A 19,978-nucleotide genomic window follows, 5' to 3' on the forward strand; every position below is an offset into this window, starting at 1 on the left:
CTAGCCGCGGCCACGGTCACCGCCGCGGCGGCGGCGGTCCCGGTCGCGGCGGCGGTCGTTGTTGTTCTCTTGCGGCTGCTGGGGCTGCTGCGGGGCTGCCTCCTCCGGCTTGCCGCCGACCCAGGTCTTGCCCATGGTGCTGGAGAGCGCCCGCTGGATGGAGTCGACCTGAGCGGCGCTCACGCGGCGGACCTGCACGGTGTTGTTCGGCATGGCGGCCTCGTCCATCAGCGTGATCATCCGCACGACGTCGTCGTAGATCTCGGTGCGGGCAGAAATCAGCAGCATGCCGGAGACCTCGTCCACGCCGATCGACAGCGCGCCGTCAAACCGCACGCGGATCGGCTTCGACTCGGTCATTGGCGAGCCGGACGCCTCGACGCCGGCAAACTCGAGCTTGGTGGTCTTGGCGGTCGTGTAGCTGCTGCCGGACTTCTCGTCGTCGGTCTGGAACTCCTTGTCCCGCGAGCTCAGCAGGTCGCGGTAGACCTCCTTCAGCGCGTTGGCGATCTTGGTGGGGCTGGAGTACTTCACCTCGACCATGCCGGTGCGGCGGTTGGTGATGTCGGTGTCGCGGGGCGGCTGGTCCCAGATCTCGATCAGCTTGCCGATGGTGTCCAGCTGCTGGGGCGTGGCGTTGGCCACGATCACCGAGTTCGTCTGCACGATGTACAAGAACCGCAGCTTCCGGCGTTTCGACAGCATCATCGAGCTCTTGTCGTCGTCGTTCTGCGGCGCGTAGTCGTAGTAGTAGATATACCGGCGGTTCGAGTTCGAGTCTTCCTCCTTGTCTAGCTCCTCCTCGAAGTAGTCCTCGAGGTCGTACCAGATGTAGTACGCGTCGGTGTGCTTGATCTTGAACTCGTGGAACTGCTCTTCGCGTGGGGCGAGCGTGTTGAGCAGGTCCTCGGCCCGAGCGAGCGCCGCGGGGTCGTCGGACATCAGCACGATCCGCCCGTCGGGCGCGACGGTGACCGCCACCGGCGGCTTCTTGGACTGCTCTTCCGGCGCGGCGGCTTCCCCGTCCGCGGCCGCGGGCGACTGGGCGTCGACCGAGGCGGCCTCGGCCGCGACCGGCTGCTGGTCGCTGAGCAGCCGGTAGGGGTTGGACACCAGCGTCGCGCCGGTCGCCTTCGGCGCCGCCGCGGCGCTGCGGTCCTGAGAGGCATCCCGCTGCGGCTCGGCCGCGGACTCCTGCGGCTTGGCCGGCTCGATAATCAGCTCCGCCCCGCCGCCCATCGCGGGCCACGCCGCGCGGAGCTGGCGGAGCAGCTCGTCGGTCGACTTGGGGTCGAGCGAATCGACCACCCGCACCGCGGGCCCGTCGGCGGTCCTGCGGCCGTCCAGCTCGCCGAGCTTGGTCAGCAGCCCGCGGACCTGCTGCAGCTCCTCGGCGGTGCCGCGGACCAACAGCCGGTTGTTCTCAACGTCGGCTGTGACGCGGAGCGTCGACTTCTTCTTCTCTTCCTGGTTGTTGCGTCCGAACGGCGAGTAGTAGTAGTACGAGCGGCGGTTGTTGTTGTCCTCTTCCTCCTCCTTGAGCAGCTCCATCACGGTGCCGGCGACCGCGTCGGCCGCGTGGTACCGCAGCTGGAACACGGCGAACTCCTGGCCGCCCGTGTCGAGCTGGTCGATGATCTTCTGCACCTTCTCGTGGTCCTGCTGGTCGGCGCGGACGAACAGCAGGTCGGCCTGGTTGTCGGCCCGCAGCTCGGTCAGCGGGTCGAGGTCGCCGATCTCCTCGAGGGTGGCCATCAGCGAGTCGGGGTTGATGTTCTCTAGCGTGTAGGTCTTGGGGAACCGGGCGCCGCTGGCCGTGCGGACCGGGTCGGCGCCGCCGACCGGGATGTCGAGCAGCTTGATGGTGCGTTCGATGATCCGCATCTCCGCCGGGGGCGCGTTGGCGAGGATGCTGTTCTCTTTGTGGTTGAAGGCCAGGTGGACCTTCGGCTTGTCCTTCGGGGGCGCCTGGGCCTTCTTGTTGTTGTTCCGCTGCTGCTGCTGCATCTGCTGCATCTGCATCTGCAGCGCGAGCTGCGAGGGCTGGCCGCCCGGGTCCATGCCGAGCACCACGTAGAGCGTCTCGATGACCTTCTCCGCGCGGGCGTGCTCCAGCACGAAGCGGCGGGGGATCTCGCGGCTGTCCTCGGCCATCCGCTCCTGGTTCAGCAGCTCGCTGACCAGCCGCAGGTTGGCGGCGGTGTCGATCGCCAGCACGCGCCGCGTCGACGGCAGCGGCAGCAGCTTGGCGTTCTTGCTGAGCAGCTTCTTGAAGTCCTCGGCCGCCTTGGCGACCTCCATGTCGGTCGGCAATTCGAACGTGACCTTCACCAGGTCGTGCGGCTGGTGGTCGTAGAGGTCGACCTCGTCCACCCTGGGCACCAGGCTGGGGTCGATGTTGTCCAGCTTGAAGACGCTCAGCACCTCACCGGCCAGGATCAGCGTGTAGCCCCGCGCCTGCAGGTGCCGGTTGATGAGGTCGCGGGCCTCGGGAAGCGTGTAGGTGCGCTGCGTGGTGAGGTTGAGGTACCCCGACGGCATCTCCTGCCAGTCGAGGCTCAGGTCGCTGATGTTCGCCAGCCATTGCAGCACGGCCGGCCAGGGCTGGCCGTTGAAGCTAAAGGGCACGCGGCCGTTCTCGTCGGGACGGGCCTCGAGCTCACGCGGGTCGGGCGGCTGCGGCGCTTCTTCGGGTCGCTCAACATCCGAGGACTTCTTCTCGTCCCCCTCCTCTTTCTTCTCTTCACCGCCCTCTTCTTTCTTCTCTTCGCCGTTGGGCTGCTCGCCCGGCTGGCCGGCGGGCTGTGGCTGGGCAGTTGGCTGGCCCGGCTGCGGCCCACTGGGCTGGGGCCCCTCCAGGACTACCGGCTGCCCGTTGCGGATCACAACCCGCTGCTGCGCGTCGGCCGAGGCCGCGAGGACGCCGGCCACAACCAGGGCCGTCAGCAGGCGGAGCGTCGGTCGTCCGGTGGATGAGGGGCTCTGCACGGACATGGACACGCCTTGTACCTGGTAGGGATGGATCGTCGTCGCGTCGCGGCCACGATGGCAGCCGGGCGCCGCGGGATCGGAGGGGTCAATCGCGGGGAGTCGCAAGCCGTCAGTATACGCCTGCGGGAGTCGGCGCTCAAACAACTAAAGCCGCTCCAAGCACCCCAGGTTCGGCCCCCAATGTCCCGCTGGCGGCCCTACGTTAGTCGCTGCTTGCGCTGAGATCATTCCCGGGCGGTGCGCAAAAAGCGGAGATATCTGCGCCCCACGGCAGGCTCCCGGTGGGGCGGCGGGCCGGGACTACTCGGGCCGGGCGTCGAAGGGCGCCGTCAGTGCTGACGCGCCGCCGCTGGTGACCCCGATCACCAAGACCCCATCGGAAGGGGGATCCTGGTCGAATACGGGTTTCAGGTAGGGGAAGAACTCCGGCACCTCGCGGCGGCAATCCTCCCAGGCGAAGGCCGCGGCGAAGACGACCGTGTCGTCGTCGGGGTCGCGCTCGGCGATCGCCTCCTCGACCGCCTCGTCCCCCACCCAGGCCGCGGCGATCTGCCCGCCGAACTCGTCCAGGCAGTCGATCACCATCACCACCGGCTGCGAGATCTTCTCAGCGATCGCGGCGTCGTAGGCCTCGAACACGGCGGGCAGGCTCGACTCGACGAGGTTCTGTTGCTCTTCGAGCGCGGCTTCGAGTTCGGGGTCTTGCATAGGTGTTGTGCGACGGCAGTGGAGTACACTTGGGCCCACCCGCTAGACGGGGTAGGTAATGGAAGCGGCTGCTGTCGCCGCATTGCTACCAGTAGAACCTCAACCGGCCGCGCAAAAAAGAAGGCCCGACCCCACACACCTGGGGGTCGGGCCTGTTAGTGTTGCTTTGAGAACAGGCTTTGGAGATCCGCCCTTAAGGCGAACGTCGCCCTAACTAAAGAACGGCTCCGCAGCGGGAACTCAGAAGCAGGTGGTGGTCGCCTAGGCGACCCGCCGGCCATCTAGGTTAAACCACCTCGCTGGCTACAGTTAATATCAGACAATTAACCACCTCCTTCCTACCTAGAAACATGGCGGGGCAGGCGTGAATGCCAGAGACACGCCCACCTGGCCCTCTAGTTAGCCGTGCCGCGTTAGCACGAGCCCGGTAAGTACTCCTGCAGTATAATCGGCCGCCTGGCATAACGCAGCAGAGATTTCCTGCAGGAAAAAAAGCCTCTGTAATATCAGACGCAACCCCCACCAGAAGGGTTCGCCGGCCCGCCGAGATTTCGGAATTCACCGGCGGGTTTGCCTGCCCCAGCCCCCGCCGCCCGAGGTGGGCTGCGTGGCGGCGCGAACCTTTTCTCTGGGGCGAACTCTTCTCTGCTTACCATGAACCGCAAGCAGCTGCAGAAACTCGGCGTCCCGCCCGACTGCGTCAAACCCGCCGTCCAGGCCCTGACGCGCGCCGCCCAAGAGGGCGAGGGCTTCGGGCTCAAGGGCAAGCGGGCCAAGCTGCTGATCACCGATGTGCTGGGCGAGCCCCGCTCCTACGTTGACGACCCCGTCTGGGGCGAGCTGGCCAAGGAGCTGCTGGCCGACGCCGAGCAGCCGACGCTCTCCAGCATCGACTACCGCACCTGGGGCGACGACATCGACGACGCCGCGCACGCGCAGATGCGCCAGGCGTGCCGCGTTCCCAGCGCGGTCGGCGCCGCGCTGATGCCCGACGCGCACGTCGGCTACGGGCTGCCGATCGGCGGTGTGCTGGCGTGCGAGAACGCGGTCATCCCGTACGCGGTGGGCGTGGACATCGCGTGCCGCATGAAGCTGTCGGTGCTCGACCTGCCGGTCGAGGCGCTCGCCAACCGGCGCAACAGCTTCAAGGAAGCGCTGACCGGCGGCACGCGGTTTGGCGTCGGCGTCGAACACCGACCAAAGCAGCAGCACGACGTGCTGGACCGCGACTGGGGCGTCTCGCGGATCACGCGAGAGAAGAAGGACACCGCCTGGCGTCAGCTGGGCACCAGCGGCTCGGGCAACCATTTCGTCGAGTTCGGCGAGCTCACGCTCGACCAGTGCGACGACGAGCTCGGCCTCGACGCCGGCGCCTACGTGGCGTTGCTCTCGCACAGCGGCAGCCGCGGGCCGGGCGCGGCGGTCTGCAGCACGTATAGCGCCGTCGCGCAGCGGATGCTGCCCCGCCGGTTCGCCGACCTCGGACGTCTGGCGTGGCTCTCGCTCGACAGCTCAGAGGGCCAGGAGTACTGGGCCGCGATGAACCTGATGGGCGAGTACGCCGCGGCCAACCACGCGGTGATCCACCGGCTGGTGACCAACCTGCTGGGCGCCCATATCGTTGCCGGAGTGGAGAACCACCACAACTTCGCCTGGAAAGAGTTCCACAACGGCCGCGAGCTGGTCGTGCACCGCAAGGGCGCCACGCCCGCCGCCGCCGGTGAGCTGGGCGTGATCCCCGGCTCGATGGCCGACCCGGCGTTCGTGGTCCGCGGGCGGGGCGAGCCTGCCAGCTTCTGCTCGGCGTCGCACGGCGCCGGTCGGCGGATGAGCCGCAAGCAGGCCAAGGACACCTACCGCTTCAACGCCGTGAAGGGCGACCTGGCCAAGCGCGGCGTCGACGTGCTGGCCGCCGGCACCGACGAGGCGCCTGGCGTGTACAAGGACATCCGCCAGGTAATGGCCGCCCAGCAGGACCTGGTGGACGTCGTGGCACGCTTCGATCCCAAAATCGTCCGCATGTGCGGCGACGGCTCCCGCGCCGAGGATTGAGGCGCGGACGACCGTTGACAGCTGGCGGCTGGAAGTTGGAAGCTTAGTGGTAAGAGAGATAGAAGCCACCACCCATTCCGCCCCCCCACCTACCACTTTGTCCCCTGAAGCCTCCTACATCTGCGGCGAGTGCGGCGAGGAGATCGTCATCCCGGTCGACCTCTCGGCCGGCCCCTCGCAGCAGTACGTCGAAGACTGTCCCGTCTGCTGCCGCGCGAACGTGATATCCGTCGAAGTCGACGACGACGGCGACGCCCGCGCGTGGGCCGAGCTGGAGTAGCGCCGCCTGCGCCGGGGCGCCCGAGGGGCTATACTCGTAGTGAGAGAGCCACCAACCGCCTCCCCGTCCCAGGCCGCCCTGATGCCCAAGCCGTTTACGTTCGACCCCGGCGACAAGATCAACCTGAAGGACGTCGCCGCCCGGCCGGACGTCGGCCACTGGGACAAGGAGTCCGCCGCCGAGCGGATGGCCGAGAACACCGCCAAAAGCCGCGACCTGGCGTACCGGCTGTACGCCGAGAACAAGCAGACGCTGCTGCTGGTGCTGCAGGGCATGGACACCGCCGGCAAGGACGGCACCATCCGCCACGTCACGACCGGCATCAACCCGCAGAGCTTCCAGATCGCGCCGTTCAAGCAGCCCAGCTCCGAGGAGCTGGACCACGACTTCCTGTGGCGTGTCCACAAGGCGGTGCCCCGGCGGGGCAACGTGGGGATCTTCAACCGCTCGCAGTACGAGGACGTGCTGATAGTCCGGGTGCACAACCTGGTCCCCAAGTCGGTCTGGAGCACCCGCTACGACCGCATCAACGACTTCGAGAAGCTGCTGACCGAGGGCGGCGTGCGGATCGTCAAGTGCTTCCTCCACATCAGCAAGGAGGAGCAGCGTGAGCGGCTGCAGGCGCGGCTCGACAACCCCGACAAGCGGTGGAAATTCAGCAAGGGCGACCTGGCCGAGCGCAAGCTGTGGGACGACTACCAGGAGGCCTACGAGGACGCGCTCAACAAGTGCAACACCAAGCACGCGCCCTGGCACATCATCCCCAGCGACCGCAAGTGGTACCGCAACCTGATCGTCAGCGAGCTGCTCAAGGACACGCTCGAGGACCTCGACCCGCAGTTCCCCCCCAGCGAAGAAGGGCTGGATGGGATTGTTGTGGAGTGAAGGCGAGGCGGTCGGAAGTTGACGCTAGCCACGGCCAGCGGTTCGTCAGCTTGAGGGGCGACCGAGGGACATGCCCCTGTCGCGCCCACCGCGTCCGTGAAACGCCCGCGTGACGCCCCTAGCGGAAAGGAATCTGATGCTCGACCCTACGAAGAAGCACCCGATGGTGATGCCCGACGGCGCCGTCATCAAGACGGTCGTCCACCTGAACCGGGTCATCGACCACCCGCGGATCGAGATCGGCGACTTCACCTACTCCGGGCAGCTCACCGAGTTCGACGACTACGCCGGCGTCCTCGCGCCGTTCCTGTTCCCGCTCAGCCCAGAGCGGCTGGTGATCGGCAGGTTCTGCCAGATTGCCCACGGCGTGCGTTTCATCACGAGCTCCGCCAACCACGACATGCGCGGCTTCTCGACCTACCCGTTCAGCAACTTCACGATGGACGGTGACACCACGCCCGCGGAGGTCCAGGCGTTGTTCGACGCCGCCGGCGGCAAGGGGGACACCGTCATCGGCAACGACGTCTGGATCGGCATGGAGGCCATCGTCATGCCGGGCGTGACCGTCGGCGACGGCGCGATCATCGGCGCCCGTGCGGTCGTCGCGTCGGACGTGCCGCCTTACACCGTCGTCGCCGGCAACCCCGCCCGGCCGGTCAAGCGCCGGTTCGACGAGCCCACCACCCGAGCCCTCCTCGCAGTCCGTTGGTGGGACTGGCCGGTCGAGAAGATCGAGGCCAGCATCGACGCGATCACCGGCGCCGACATCGACGCGCTGACCCGCGCGGCGGACGCGGGCTAGCAAACGCGACCGCGGCCGGCAGCGTTGCTCGCACTACCGCGCTAGCGCAGCCCGGCGTCCCCCAGCTCCATGTGCAGCAGCGGGAACGGCCTGCCCTGCCCGTCGAGCGGCGAACGTCCCACGACGTGGAACCCCATGCGTTCATAGAACCCAACCGCCTGCGGGTTCTGCTCGTTGACGTCAACCTTGGTGGCGCCCTGGATCTCGACCGCGTGGCGGGTCAGCAATCGCCCGACGCCACGCCCCCGCGCCTCGGCGGCCACAAACAGCATCTCGATGCGGCCCGCCAGCACGCCGCAGAAGCCAAGGAGTCGGCCATCGTCCGCGGCGGCGCACGTAAGCTCGACCGCGTCGAAGTACTGCTCGAGGATCAGCGGCTTGAGCCCGTCGATATCTTCCGCGGACAGGAAGTCGTGGGTTGCCCTGACGGACGACTCCCAGACTTCTATCATGGCGGGGTACTCGTTCCTCGTGGCCTGTTCGACCTTCATGCCATCTTCCATGAGCCGGTAATCTTGCGTCGAATCCGCGATTTAGGGCTAAGGCTACCCCACCGGCATGGCTGCTGGGAGTAGCGTCCGGAGGCGGCTGAAAGACTACGCCCGCCGCACGCCGCCTACCGCCAACCTTCGTGCCTCGGCGGCGGCGAGTCCACAACCACCGCATCACGCCAATCGGCCGCCGGCGGGGTGCTGCCCGGGTCGCCCGCGCAGCTGCTCAGCCGCCAGACCAGCAGCAGGACCGACAGGAACGCTGGGGCGAGCCAAGCCGGCGGGCGGTCGTCGGGGGCGGTACGCCGGCAGAGGTCGGCCTCGGTGGCGGCGCTCTTCGCCTCCCACCGCGCCCACCGCGCCCAGCGCCGCCGCGCGTCGTCGCCTGCGGCCGGATCTCCACGCAACGACCGCCAGTCAGATGAGTCCATCGTTTCCCCCTCCGGAACACGGAACGGGGGGAGGACCACGTACGACGCGACCAGGTTCGCGCCGCCCCAATGGTTTGTGGGTTGGCCTGGCCAACCGGACTGCGGCGAGCTCTCGCCTACACTCAGCCTAATCGCGTAGAAAACGACCCGAGCGAAGCTTCGCCGGGGTCGTGGGTGGTCGATCGACTCGTGTCGGCGCGTTCTACCCGCGACGGCACCGGGCGGTGGTGGCCAAGCCGGCGGCGGACGCCAGCAGGAGCAGCGTGGCAGGCTCCGGCACGACCTGGCCGCGGAGTTCGCCGGACATGTTGTCGCCGGTGTGGATGTTGAGGTACCACAGACCGCCGAGCACGTCCGACAGCTGCTCATTGGACAGCGCCGCCATGCCCGACAGGTTGCCGCTGGCCGGCTCGGGCGGGTCGCCATCGGAGAGGAAAATCTGCACGCCGGCGTTGGCGCCCAGCATGGCCGGGCCGTGGAAGTGGGCGCCGGGGGCGACAATCGGCCCGGTCAGGTCCTGGTAGTCGACGTCCCACGAGATGGTCATGGCGTCGCTGTCGATGACGACCGACGCCAGCCCCGACGGCAGCGTCGCGCCGCCCGGGAAGCTGGCCGGCGGGTTGGTTTGCGCGGTGGTGAGCGGGAACGTCCACTCGGTGAGGTGATCGGCCGAGGCGCCCAGCGGCAGACAGAGGACCGCGGCAACCGCGGCGATTCGCAGAGGGGTGGTCGTCATCGTGCTTGCTCCCAACAAGGCCAGAAAAAGCCAGTGAAAAGGTGTGTGAACCAGGCCGGCGCCGGCCATGCGCGCGGGCCGGCTTCGGGGTTACGGCTCGTGGACCAACTTGGATTGCGTGCGCCGGCGGATTCTACCCGATTCGCGGTGAATCCCCTAAAAAGCAGGCGGGGTCAGTAACACCCTCAATGGGCCCGCGTAGAAGGAGCAGTCAATCGCCGCCGGGCGGACCGGCGGGACCTGCCTTTTCCTCGAGAGTCCTCGGGAGCCACTGATGAGACACAAGACAATCGTCGCCCTGGCCTGTGCCGCCGCGTTTACGCTCGGCGTGCTGGCGTCCACCCAGGCGTCGGCCGCCAACTACGGCCCCTCGGGCCTGGGCGCCAACCTGCACCGCAGGCACGTGATGAAACAGGCCACCCGCCGTGCGCGGGCCGGGCTGCCGGTCCGCCGCAGCGCGATCGTGTGGATGGCCGGGCCGCGGGCCACGGCGTGGTGGGGGCGGTAGTTTTTCCACGGAGCGCGCGGCGGAGCCGCGCCGCTTCGTAGCAACTCGCCAATAAAGAACGGTAACGAATCGCCGCAGCTCCGCCGTGCTGCGCGATCAGCTCGCTTCGTCCAGCTCACCCAGCGCGAATCGGCTGAGGGTCTGCTGGTAGCGCTGCTTGCCCTCTTCGACCACGCGGCGGATCTCGCGGGCGTTGTCTTCGCTCTCCTTGCGGAGCTCGGCCACGGTCTGCAGCGACTCGATCTGGTAGTCGCTGATCGCCTTGACGAGCTTCTCGAGCGACTCCGGCGAGATCGTCGAGCCGTAGCCGGCCTTCAGCGCGGCGCGTTCGAGCTCGCGGCCCAGGTCCGCAACGTCCTCTAGGCTCTTGTTGACGCCCTCCTTGAGCGCCTCGGTGCTGGCGGCAGCCTCGTGCAGGCCCTGCTGCGAGGTGTAGACCGTGCCGAGGATCGTGAACACGTGCTCGTTGGTGGTGAAGAAGGTGACCGCGCGGCGGTACACCTGCTCCTTGACGTCGTGCGTCTGGCGGAGCTTGGTGACCAGCGTCTCGCCGACGTCGTAGCCGATGGCCAGGTTCTCCGAGACGTCCTTCAGCAGCTGGTACACGCGGTCCTCGCGGTTGTAGGCCTCGTTGGCCTCGTCGCGGCGGAGCTCCAGGCGTGACTGCTGGGTCTGGTCGTCGCCGGAGTAGTCGGTGACCGCCTGCTGGGCGGCGGCCAGGTCGGCCTTCGCCTTGTCCAGGTGCGGCAGCTGCTCCTCGAGCACCTCGCGGGCGAGCACCTCGGCCTCCTTCAGCGCGAAGCGGAAGTCGATGTAGCCGTCCATGATCTCTTCTTCGCGGTCGAGCTGGTCCTTGGTGTCCTTGCACACGTCCTGGTACACGTCGACGATCTTCTCGAAGCGGGCGTGGGGCGTGCCCCGGCGGATCTTCATCCAGACATTGCTCATCTTCTCGGTCATGCCGATCTTGCCGTCGTCGAGCTGGCCGATGAGCCGCTTGGAGTCCTCGCGGATGGAATCGAACATCTGGCTGATCTCCAGGTACCGATTCCCGACGTTGATGTCCTCCACGTTGTCGCGCACCAGCTTGTTGAAGGTGCTCATGTGCTTCACCACGCCGGCGATCGCCAGCACCTTGGCCTCGTCCACGTGGCGGACCTCTTCCAGCAGGCGGATCAGCTCGGTCTGCGTCTCGGAGTCGGTCGACACGCCGAACTTCTCCAGCACGTCCTTGGCCTTCTCCAGGTACTTTTGCATCGACTGGCTGGCCGCCGCGGGGAGGTTGGCGGGGGCTTGCTGCTCGGCTTGCGTCGACATGATTCACGCCTGGGGAGGGGGTGGGGCGATTGGCTGCAGGCGTGAAGTAGACAATAATTCCCAACTGCCGACAAGAAACTGGGCCCCTCCCCTGCTCTTCCCCCACCGCTCCCATGCCCCCCCCCGCGCAGCAAGCCGAGGCCCGCCAGGACGCCGCGTCGGGAGCTGCGGCCGAAGAGAAGATGACCATCGCCGAGATGACCCGGCTGATGGACGTCGCGGCCGCCATCCGCAAGGAGAGGCTCACCGCCGAGCAGCAGCTCAACATCGCCGAGACCAAGCAGCTGCTCCGCGAGCGGCTGCTCGAGACCGCGCGGATCACCGGCGACCCGGTCACCGCGCAGGAGATCGACGCCGCGATCGACGCGTACTACGAGCGGCGGCACGAGTTCGCCCCGCCCGAGCCGGGGCTCGAAACGCTGCTCGCGTCGGTCTACGTGCGGCGGGGGACGCTCACCAAGATCGCGTTGCTGCTCGCCACCGCGGCGGCGATCGTGTGGTCGTCGTTCGCGTTCGGGCTGGTCGGGCCAAAACGCGCCAAGCGGGCCCTGGACAAGCTGTATGGGCAGGCCCAGACAACCGCGGCCGTGGTCGACCAGCTCGCTCAAACGCCCGACCTCCACGAGCAGGCCGAGCAGTTCCTCGCGCGGGCCGAGGCGGCCCGCGCCGCGGGCGACGCCGGCGCCCTGCGGACCCTGAATGCCGAACTGATGGAGCAGGTCGCGACGCTCAAGCAGCAGTACACGTTGCGGGTCGCGGGGGGCGAGGGGGAGCAATCGGGCGTCGACCGCTACTTCGAGGACGACGCCGGCAAGCGGATCTCAGGCTACTACCTGATTGTCGAAGCGCAGTCGCCCTCGGGCGGGCCGGTGCGTCTGCCGGTTTACGACGCGGAGCTCAAGCGGACGGTGCTGACCAGCCGGTGGGCGGAGCAGGTCCCGCAGGAGGTCTACGACGCGGTCGCGGCCGACAAGCAGGCCGACGGCGTGCTCGACACCCGGGATTTCGCCGAGAAGGAAGTCGGCCGCCTGGAGCCCACGATCCGGCTCACGGGACCCGACGGCGCGCCGCTGACGCGTGGGAGGCAGATCACGCAATGGTAGTCGAAGGCGTCCGCGGGTCGGACGTGCTGAACCTGATCCGCCAGACGCACGCGGCGGCCGCGGCCGAGGTGCAGTCGGTGCACGCGCAGCTTGATGAGCTGGAGGGCGCGACCCGCGAGAACGTCCGCCGCCGTGGCGAGACCATCGTCCAGCTCGCCAAGCACTACCTGCCCGACATGTCCGACGAGTCGGTCGGGCAGTCGTTCTCCGGCGTGCGGGACGAGCTGGCGCGGGTGCTGGAAGAGAAGAAGCAACGCGAGCAGCAGCTCCACGCGATGTGGGAGCAGGCGCTCGACCGGCGGGCGACGCTCGAGGGCAGCCTGGACGAGGCGACCGTCGAGCTGAACGACTGTGTGCAGCGGCGTGGCGAGCTGGAGCAGCGGCTGGCGGACATCCTGGCCGACGACCAGCAGTTTGCCGACGCGTCGGACGAGGCCATCGCCGCCGAGGCCGAGCTGGCCCGCAACGAACAACGCGTCGCCGAGAGCCGCCAGGAGGCGTCCGACAAGCTGCCCGCCTACCGCCGCAGCCGGATGTTCCAGTACCTGCTAGAGAACGGCTACGGCACGCAGGCGTACAAGAAACGCGGGCTGGTCCGCCGGCTAGACCGGTGGGTGGCGCGACTGGTTGACTTCGAACGCAGCAAGCGGAGCTACAACTTCCTGTGCGTCACGCCCGAGCTGATGGCGGCCGAGGTGGAGCGCCGGCGCTCCGAGTTCGACGCGCTGATGGAGCGGGTCGACGCCATCGAGCGGCGGCACTCCGACGAGATCGGGCTGACCGCCGCGTTGGAAGCGGGCGTGGCCGCCGGCGCCCGACGCGACGCCCTGGTGGCCAACATCCAGCAGGAGCAGCACGCCCGCGACGAGGCCGAGCGGCTGCTGGAAGAGCTGAACAGCGACCGCAGCGAGTTCTACGCCCGCGCGGTGGCGAAGATGAAGCAGTTCCTCGAGACCGTGCAGCAGTCGGCGCTCGAGGCGCACGCCGCGGCCACCCCCAGCCCCGAAGACGACCGGCTGGCCGCGGAGCTGGCGGCGCTCAGTGGCGACCTCGACCAGACACAGCAGCAGGCGTCGGACCTGCGGGGTTCGCTCGGCGTACGGCAGCGGCAGATGGCCGACCTGGCGGACCTGTCGCGGAAGTTCCGCGAGAGCGAGTTCGACTCGTACCGCTCGGTGTTCAGCGGCGGCTTCGACCCTCGCCCGCACCTCGAGTCGTTCCTCGCGGGGCGGACCAGCAAGCAGCAGCTGTGGCACACGCTGCGGCAGGCTCAGCAGTTCCTGCCGCAGATGGTGGAGCAGCGGTGGGAGCGCACCCCGGTCGGCCTGGACAACGACTTCTCCTACGTGCTGATGCGGATCCTGGCCGAGGCGGCCGGCGCGATGGTGGACCACGCGTCCCGCCGCGGCGGGGGCGGCCTCACCCTGCCGCCGGCGCCACGCCGACGCAGCGGCGCGCAGCGGCCGCCGTCGGTGCGGCGGAAGGCGCGGGGCGGTTTCACCAGCGGCCGTGGGTTCTAGAGCGTGCTTCCGCCCGCTCAGTAAGACGGGGGGACGAACGCCGCATCCACCGCCAGCCCCGCCAGCCGCCGCGCGTCAGCGAACCCGCGGTGCGGCTCGGCCGACAGCATCTGCTCTAGCACGGCCCCGTGCAGCAGCTGCACCAGCTGGCAGGCCAGCGAGTCTGAGTCGGGGGCGCCGGCCCGCTGGCAAAGCCCCAGCACCATCTGCTGCATCGCCTGCTTGTTGCGGATAACGGCCTGACGGATCGGGTCGAGCTCGTTAGGGAAGTCGGCGGCGGCGCTCACCAGCAGGTTGCAGCCGGGCAGCTCGCCGCACACCAGTTGCGGGAGCACGTCGAACAGGACCAGCAGCTTGCCGCGGGGGTCGGCATCGGACCGTTCCACCGCAACGGCCAGGTTCTCACGCAGCGACAGCTCGTGGAGGTCGAGCACCTCGCGGATCAGCTGCTCTTTGCTCTCGAAGTGGTTGTAGAACGTGGTCTTGGTCAGCCGCGCCTGCTGCACGATCTTGTCGAGGCCGACCTGGCCGAAACCGTGCCTTGCGAATAGTTCGCGTCCCGCCGCGACGATCCTGTCGCGTGTTGCTGTTGCCATAACTCCCCGCCGCGGCGTCTTTCGAGAATAGCATCCCTCTAAGTCAAGTATGCAGCGTAAACGACTGAAGATTGGAAGTGGAGTTTTATTGACCAGTAGTAAACTAGATTATTATCGCGCGGCGCCGGAATAACCGCTCGCGTCGCGCGCAGCTCAATCAGGCTGCGCGGCGGGCAGCCAGGACGCCTCGGTTTCGTGCGCTGAACCGCCGGCTGCCCGCCCCCGTAAAACTATCTAGAATAGCCGCAGGACCACTCACCGTTCGCGAGCCCCGCTATGCGTCCCTCCCCTACCCGCCACCTGCCGCTGATTGCGGTCGGCGCTCTCGCCCTTGGAGCCTACGCCCTGATGTCGTTTGCAGACACGCCCAACGAACCAAACGAGCAGCCAACCGCAAAGCCGGCCGACGCACCCGGTGAAGCCGCAACGGCGTCCGACGCGGTCGCGACCTTCGCCTCCGGTTGCTTCTGGTGCACCGAGGCGGTGTTCGACGAGCTGCGCGGCGTGAAGAGCGTGGTCTCGGGCTACGCCGGCGGCGACGCCGCGACCGCGGACTACAAGATCGTCAGCACCGGCCGGACCAAGCACGCCGAGGCGATCCAGCTGCACTACGACCCCAGCCTGGTCGACTACGAGACCCTGCTCGAGGTGTTCTGGAAGACCCACGACCCCACCACGCCCAACCGCCAGGGCGCCGACGTTGGCCCGCAGTATCGCTCGGCCATCTTCTACCACGACGAGAAGCAGAAGGCCCTCGCTGAGCAGTACAAGGCGAAGCTCGATGAGTCGGGCGTGTTCGACAAGCCGATCGTGACCGAGATCAACCAGTACGACACCTTCTTCCCAGCCGAGGACTACCACCAGAACTTCTTCGCACTCAACCCGCAGCAGCCCTACTGCCGGGCGGTGGTCGGGCCGAAGGTCGAGAAGTTCCGCAAGGTTTTCGGCGACAAGCTCAAGAACGCCCCCAAGAAGGACAAGGCCGACGACAAGCAGGGCGCCGAGTCGAAGGCGGAGCTGAAGAAGCGGCTCTCCGCGCTGCAGTGGCACGTCACCCAGGAGGCGGGCACCGAGCGGGCATTTCAGAACCTGTACTGGAACAAGACCACCGCCGGCGACTACGAGTGCATCGTCTGCGGCGAGCTGCTGTTCACCTCCGACAACAAGTTCGACAGCGGCTGCGGCTGGCCCAGCTTCACCAAGCCCGCCGAGGGCGGCGCGGTGACCCAGCACGCGGATAACTCCCACGGGATGCGGCGGATTGAGATCCGCTGTGAGAAGTGCGACGCCCACCTGGGGCACGTGTTCAACGACGGCCCCGCCGCGGCGGGCGGTCTGCGGTACTGCATCAACTCCGCGTCGCTGGAGTTCGAAGAGAACAAGGCCCGCAAGGAAGCGCCGCCCGAAGAATAGGCGGATCGCTACACCGGCGCGCCATCGCGGTCGACCTGCCAGGTCTTGCGTGTGAGCGCGTCGATCGCGGTGAGCCGCCCACCGCCGTGGCAGAACGTGTCGATGCAGATCAGGTGCCCGGCGTCGAGCACCTGGCCGTTCTTCTGCGAGCTGTGCCCGACGACAGCCGTCTTGCCGGACGTGTGTGGGCCGGGCATCCGCTGGGCCAGGTTGGTCCACCGCAGCGCCTCGGGCGGCTGGCGGTCGAGGCTCTCGCCCTCGACGTAGCCGCCGTGCGTGAAGAAGAACTCGTCCTCTTCGTGGTAGTCCTGCAGACCGGCCAGGAACTCGCGGTGCTCGGCGGGGATGTCCTTCGGCGTGGTCTGAGGCCCGTAGGAGGCGAGCGTCTCGCGTCCGCCGTACCGCAGCCACCAGCCGACCGACGCCGGCCGCTCGAGGGCGCCCAGCATCATCTCCTCGTGGTTGCCCAGCAGGGTCACCACGTCGTGCGACCGCCGCAGGTCGAGGACCAGGTCGATCACGCCGCGGCTGTCGGGGCCGCGGTCGACGTAGTCGCCCAGCAGGATCAGCCGGTCCCCGCCGCGCAGGGAAACAACCTCGAGCAGCCCCTCCAGGGCGGCCCGGCAACCATGCACATCTCCTACGGCAATGAGTCTCTCAGCCACGGTGTCCCTGGGGTGCGTCTCGCGTCGGCTGGGGCCTCTGCTTGCTAGACCATAGTTAAGCATAGCCCGCGAATGCCGATGCGGAATACTCGCCGTTGCGCAGCGGTCCCTCCCTGACGCACCGCCTGCCGCCGCGGGGCTTGCCGGCGCAGGGCGCAGCCGGGCACAATTGGCGTCGCTATGGCAAAGAAAAAGATCGCAAAGAAGAAGCCCGCCCAGCCGACATTCGAGGCCGCCCTGGCCGAGCTGGAGCAGGCCGTGGCCGACCTGGAGGGGGGCGAGCTCGGGCTGGAGGAGTCGCTCCAGCGGTACGAGCAAGGCGTCGCCCGGCTGAAGCAGTGCCAGGAGCAGCTGGCGGCCGCCGAGCAGAAGATCGAGCTGCTCAGTGGGCTGGACGCCAACGGCGAGCCGATCACTCGCCCGCTGGACGACGCCGGCGCCCCGGCCAGCCGGTCGGCCAAACGCTCGTCCGGGCCGGCCGCCAAGCGGGGTGGCGGCGTGGACGATGGGAGCCGCCTCTTCTAGAATGGGTGCAGCCGCAATCGCAAAGCCTCCAAAGGGTTAAGCGAGTTCACGCCGCGTCCGACCGCACCCTGGCGGCAGCCGCTGCGTAGCAAACCGGTAGCCCTCACCGCGTCTAACCGAGCCCCACCCCGAATGGCGACCCTCGAGTCCTCTGCCCCGCACCAGGCCGAAGCCCAGCACGACCTCGCCGCGATCAACCAAGCGCTCGACGAGTCGCTCCGACTCGGTCCCGGCTGCCCGGACCGGCTCGGCCAGGCGATGCGCTACGTGGTGCTGGGGCCCGGCAAGCGGCTGCGTCCGCGGCTGGTGCTGATGGCCTGCCGCGCCTGCGGGGGCGACCCCGCCGCCGCGCTGCCCGCCGCCTGCGCGGTCGAGATGATCCACGCCTATTCGCTGGCGCACGACGACCTTCCCGCCATGGACGACGACGACCTGCGTCGTGGGCGGCCGACCTGCCACATCGAGTTCGACGAGGCCACCGCCATCCTCGTTGGCGACGCTCTACAGGCCCGCGCGTTCGAACTGCTCGCCACGCGGGTCGCCCCAGAACACGCCGCCCGCTGCTGCGGCGAGCTGGCCCAGGCCGCCGGCGCCGAGAAGCTGGTGGGCGGCCAAGCGGCCGACCTCTGCGGTGCGTTCGACGGCGCCACGGTCGACGACCTCCGCGCCATCCACGCCCGCAAGACCGGCGCGATGTTTATCGTGTCGCTCCGGTTAGGCGGGATCTTAGCCGGCGCCTCGGAGGAGCAGCTGACCCGGCTCACCGACTACGCCCGCTCGCTCGGCCTGGCGTTCCAGGTTACCGACGACCTGCTGGACGTCAGCGGCGACCAACAGTCGGTCGGCAAGCGGCTGGGCAAGGACGCCGACCGCGGCAAGCTGACCTACCCCGAGTTGATGGGCGTCGACCAGAGCCGCCAGCTGGTGGTCGAGCTGATCGACGCCGCCGCCGCGGCCGTGCAGCCGCTGGGCGACGCCGCCGCGCCGCTCGTCGAACTGGCCCGCAAACTACAGAACCGGGATCGATGACGCAGACGACCAAAGAGCCGCTCCTCCCGAAGATCACGTCGCCCCGCGACCTGGACGGCCTGTCGCTGCCGGACCTGGAACGGCTGGCCGGCGAGATCCGCGACGTGCTGTGCAACCTGGTCAGCGCCCGCAGCGCGCACTTCGCCTCGAACCTGGGCGTGGTGGAGCTCTGCCTGGCGCTGCACCAGACGTTCGACTTCCTGCACGACCGCCTGATCTGGGACACCGGCCACCAGATCTACCCGCACAAGCTCATCACCGGCCGGTACCCGCAGTTTCACACCATCCGCACCAAGGGCGGCCTGATGGGCTACCCCAACCCGGAGGAGAGCGACTACGACCTGTTCGTCACCGGTCACGCGGGCGCGAGCGTGTCGACGGCGGTCGGCCTGGCGAGCGGCGACCGCCTGATGCGCGACGGCGAGGACCGCTGGACCGTGGCCGTCATCGGCGACGGCGCCTTCCCCTCCGGCGTGGTGTACGAGGCGCTGTGCAACATCCGCGAGAGCGGCAAGCGGCTGCTGGTTGTGCTGAACGACAACAAGATGTCCATCTGCCCCCGCGTGGGCGGCATGGCCGACTACCTGGATCGGCTGCGGATGTCCGGCGCGTACTCCGGCATGAAGAACGAGGTGGTCAAGGCGCTGCAGAACATCCCGATGCTGGGCGACCCGGTCGAGCGGATGCTGACCCAGCTGAAGGAGGCCGCCAAGGCCGGCCTGCACGGCGGCATGCTGTTCGAGGACCTTGGCATGCGGTACGTCGGCCCGATCGACGGCCACAACGTAGCGCTGGTCCGCAAGTACCTGCGGATGGCCAAGAAGTCCGAGGGCCCGGTGCTGCTGCACGTGGTGACCGAGAAGGGCCACGGCTTCCACCCGGCGACCGAAGACCCCGTGCTGTTCCACGCGCCGCCGCAGTTCCAACGGCGCGAGAACGGCGAGCTGCAGATGAAGAAGTCCGGCGGCCGGGCCTACACCCACGCCGCTTCCGAGGCGATCCACGCGGTGATGCAGCGCGACCCCCGCGTCACGACGCTCACCGCCGCGATGTGCCAGGGCAACAAGCTGGAGCGGGTCCGCGACGACTTCCCGGACCGGTTCTTCGACACCGGCATCTGCGAGGCCCACGCCGTGGCGTTCGCGGCCGGGCAGGCGAAGGTCGGCATGCGGCCGATCGTCGACATCTACAGCACGTTCCTGCAGCGGTCGTTCGACCACATCTTCCAGGAGGTCGCGCTGCAGGACCTGCCGGTCACGTTCATGCTGGACCGCGGCGGCCTGGCCGGCCCCGACGGCGCCACGCACCACGGCGTGTTCGACCTGGGCTACCTGCGTCTGTTCCCCAACATGACCGTCATGGCGCCGGGCGACGCGCACGACCTGCCCGCCATGCTCGACCTGGCCCTCGCGCACGACGGCCCCTGCGCGATCCGCTACCCCAAGGCGCCTGAGACCACCGTGCCCGGCAAGCGGGCGCCGGTCGAGCACGGCAAGGCGGAGGTGCTCCGCCGCGGCCCAGACGGGCTGATCCTGTGCGGCGGCGCCCTGCTGTCCGACTGCCTGGCCGCGGCCGCGGAGCTCGCCCAGGAGGGTCTGGAGCTGACGGTCGTGAACGCGCGGTTCATCAAGCCGCTCGACACCGAGACCATCCTGCCGCTGGCGGCCGACGGACCGTTCGTGATCACTGTGGAAGAGGCGGCGCTCGCCGGCGGGTTCGGCAGCGCGGTGCTCGAGGCGCTGGCGGACGCCGGCCACAGCACGCCGGTCCGCCGGCTCGGCATCCCCGACCGCTTCATCGAGCACGGCGAACGCGAGGAGCTGCTCGCCGACCTCGGCCTCGACGCCGCCGGCATCGCCCAGGCGTGCCGCGAGCAGGCCCAGGCCTGCGCCCCCGGCCAAAGCGTGTAGGGTTGGGGCAGGGCGA

19 protein-coding genes are annotated in these 19,978 nt (G+C 68.5%); 11 read left to right on the forward strand and 8 right to left on the reverse strand.

The window, feature by feature from the left end; translation table 11 throughout:
- Positions 1-2,994, reverse strand: coding sequence for a secretin N-terminal domain-containing protein (locus tag KOR34_RS17205; RefSeq protein WP_146566458.1), 2,994 nt, complete (start codon positions 2,992-2,994; stop codon positions 1-3).
- Between the two features lie 297 nt (positions 2,995-3,291).
- Positions 3,292-3,699 (reverse strand): hypothetical protein, encoded by a 408-nt coding sequence (locus KOR34_RS17210; protein WP_146566460.1) that lies wholly within the window; start codon positions 3,697-3,699, stop codon positions 3,292-3,294.
- Positions 3,700-4,353: 654 nt separating this feature from the next.
- On the opposite strand from KOR34_RS17210, the gene KOR34_RS17215 reads away from it, so the two are divergent.
- The 4 genes from KOR34_RS17215 to KOR34_RS17230 all read left to right on the forward strand — a co-directional run bounded on the left by KOR34_RS17215 (position 4,354) and on the right by KOR34_RS17230 (position 7,718).
- Positions 4,354-5,751, forward strand: a complete 1,398-nt coding sequence (locus KOR34_RS17215; RefSeq protein ID WP_146566461.1) for an RtcB family protein — start codon at positions 4,354-4,356, stop codon at positions 5,749-5,751.
- Between the two features lie 97 nt (positions 5,752-5,848).
- Positions 5,849-6,031: a CPXCG motif-containing cysteine-rich protein gene (locus tag KOR34_RS17220; protein WP_146566463.1), complete on the forward strand. Its 183-nt coding sequence runs from the start codon at positions 5,849-5,851 to the stop codon at positions 6,029-6,031.
- 81 nt (positions 6,032-6,112) lie between these two features.
- Complete coding sequence (locus tag KOR34_RS17225; protein ID WP_146566465.1) at positions 6,113-6,916, forward strand: polyphosphate kinase 2 family protein; 804 nt, start codon at positions 6,113-6,115, stop codon at positions 6,914-6,916.
- A gap of 136 nt (positions 6,917-7,052) precedes the next feature.
- The gene (locus KOR34_RS17230; protein WP_146566468.1) at positions 7,053-7,718 is read left to right on the forward strand and encodes a CatB-related O-acetyltransferase; all 666 of its coding nucleotides are present in this window, start codon (positions 7,053-7,055) and stop codon (positions 7,716-7,718) included.
- A gap of 41 nt (positions 7,719-7,759) precedes the next feature.
- Here the strand turns inward: KOR34_RS17230 and KOR34_RS17235 are convergent, their stop codons facing one another.
- From KOR34_RS17235 to KOR34_RS17245, 3 genes are all read right to left on the reverse strand, one after another.
- Positions 7,760-8,209 (reverse strand): acetyltransferase, encoded by a 450-nt coding sequence (locus KOR34_RS17235; protein ID WP_146566470.1) that lies wholly within the window; start codon positions 8,207-8,209, stop codon positions 7,760-7,762.
- Between the two features lie 125 nt (positions 8,210-8,334).
- Positions 8,335-8,640 (reverse strand): hypothetical protein, encoded by a 306-nt coding sequence (locus KOR34_RS17240; RefSeq protein ID WP_146566472.1) that lies wholly within the window; start codon positions 8,638-8,640, stop codon positions 8,335-8,337.
- Between the two features lie 202 nt (positions 8,641-8,842).
- Positions 8,843-9,376 carry a CHRD domain-containing protein gene (locus KOR34_RS17245; protein WP_197531518.1) on the reverse strand — a complete coding sequence of 178 codons (534 nt, stop codon included), beginning with the start codon at positions 9,374-9,376 and terminating at the stop codon, positions 8,843-8,845.
- A 274-nt stretch (positions 9,377-9,650) separates the two neighbouring features.
- On the opposite strand from KOR34_RS17245, the gene KOR34_RS17250 reads away from it, so the two are divergent.
- Positions 9,651-9,884 (forward strand): hypothetical protein, encoded by a 234-nt coding sequence (locus KOR34_RS17250; RefSeq protein WP_146566476.1) that lies wholly within the window; start codon positions 9,651-9,653, stop codon positions 9,882-9,884.
- Positions 9,885-9,980: 96 nt separating this feature from the next.
- On the opposite strand, the gene KOR34_RS17255 is transcribed toward KOR34_RS17250, so the two are convergent.
- Positions 9,981-11,201 (reverse strand): cell surface protein, encoded by a 1,221-nt coding sequence (locus tag KOR34_RS17255; protein WP_146566478.1) that lies wholly within the window; start codon positions 11,199-11,201, stop codon positions 9,981-9,983.
- Positions 11,202-11,314: 113 nt separating this feature from the next.
- Between KOR34_RS17255 and KOR34_RS17260 the strand changes: the two genes are divergently transcribed.
- A complete protein-coding gene (locus KOR34_RS17260; protein WP_146566480.1) occupies positions 11,315-12,304 on the forward strand; it encodes a DUF6384 family protein in 990 nt (329 codons plus the stop codon).
- Positions 12,298-13,824, forward strand: a complete 1,527-nt coding sequence (locus tag KOR34_RS17265) for a hypothetical protein (RefSeq protein WP_146566483.1) — start codon at positions 12,298-12,300, stop codon at positions 13,822-13,824. Before KOR34_RS17260 ends, KOR34_RS17265 begins: the two co-directional genes overlap by 7 nt.
- Positions 13,825-13,841: 17 nt before the next feature.
- On the opposite strand, the gene KOR34_RS17270 is transcribed toward KOR34_RS17265, so the two are convergent.
- A complete protein-coding gene (locus KOR34_RS17270) occupies positions 13,842-14,420 on the reverse strand; it encodes a TetR/AcrR family transcriptional regulator (protein ID WP_146566485.1) in 579 nt (192 codons plus the stop codon).
- 276 nt (positions 14,421-14,696) lie between these two features.
- Here KOR34_RS17270 and msrA point away from each other — a divergent pair, with 276 nt between their 5' ends.
- Entirely contained in the window at positions 14,697-15,833 is a 1,137-nt protein-coding gene (msrA, locus tag KOR34_RS27160) for a peptide-methionine (S)-S-oxide reductase MsrA (protein ID WP_228714678.1), read from the forward strand.
- A gap of 8 nt (positions 15,834-15,841) precedes the next feature.
- On the opposite strand, the gene KOR34_RS17280 is transcribed toward msrA, so the two are convergent.
- Entirely contained in the window at positions 15,842-16,498 is a 657-nt protein-coding gene (locus tag KOR34_RS17280) for a metallophosphoesterase family protein (RefSeq protein WP_228714679.1), read from the reverse strand.
- Positions 16,499-16,678: 180 nt separating this feature from the next.
- Between KOR34_RS17280 and xseB the strand changes: the two genes are divergently transcribed.
- The 3 genes from xseB to dxs all read left to right on the forward strand — a co-directional run bounded on the left by xseB (position 16,679) and on the right by dxs (position 19,962).
- Positions 16,679-17,023, forward strand: coding sequence for an exodeoxyribonuclease VII small subunit (gene xseB, locus KOR34_RS17285; RefSeq protein WP_146566489.1), 345 nt, complete (start codon positions 16,679-16,681; stop codon positions 17,021-17,023).
- Positions 17,024-17,155: 132 nt separating this feature from the next.
- Positions 17,156-18,052, forward strand: a complete 897-nt coding sequence (locus KOR34_RS17290) for a polyprenyl synthetase family protein (protein ID WP_146566491.1) — start codon at positions 17,156-17,158, stop codon at positions 18,050-18,052.
- Positions 18,049-19,962 (forward strand): 1-deoxy-D-xylulose-5-phosphate synthase, encoded by a 1,914-nt coding sequence (gene dxs, locus KOR34_RS17295; protein WP_146566493.1) that lies wholly within the window; start codon positions 18,049-18,051, stop codon positions 19,960-19,962. Before KOR34_RS17290 ends, dxs begins: the two co-directional genes overlap by 4 nt.
- Positions 19,963-19,978 lie beyond the last annotated feature (16 nt).

It is taken from the genome of Posidoniimonas corsicana (assembly GCF_007859765.1).
GTDB classification, from domain to species: Bacteria; Planctomycetota; Planctomycetia; order Pirellulales; family Lacipirellulaceae; genus Posidoniimonas; species Posidoniimonas corsicana.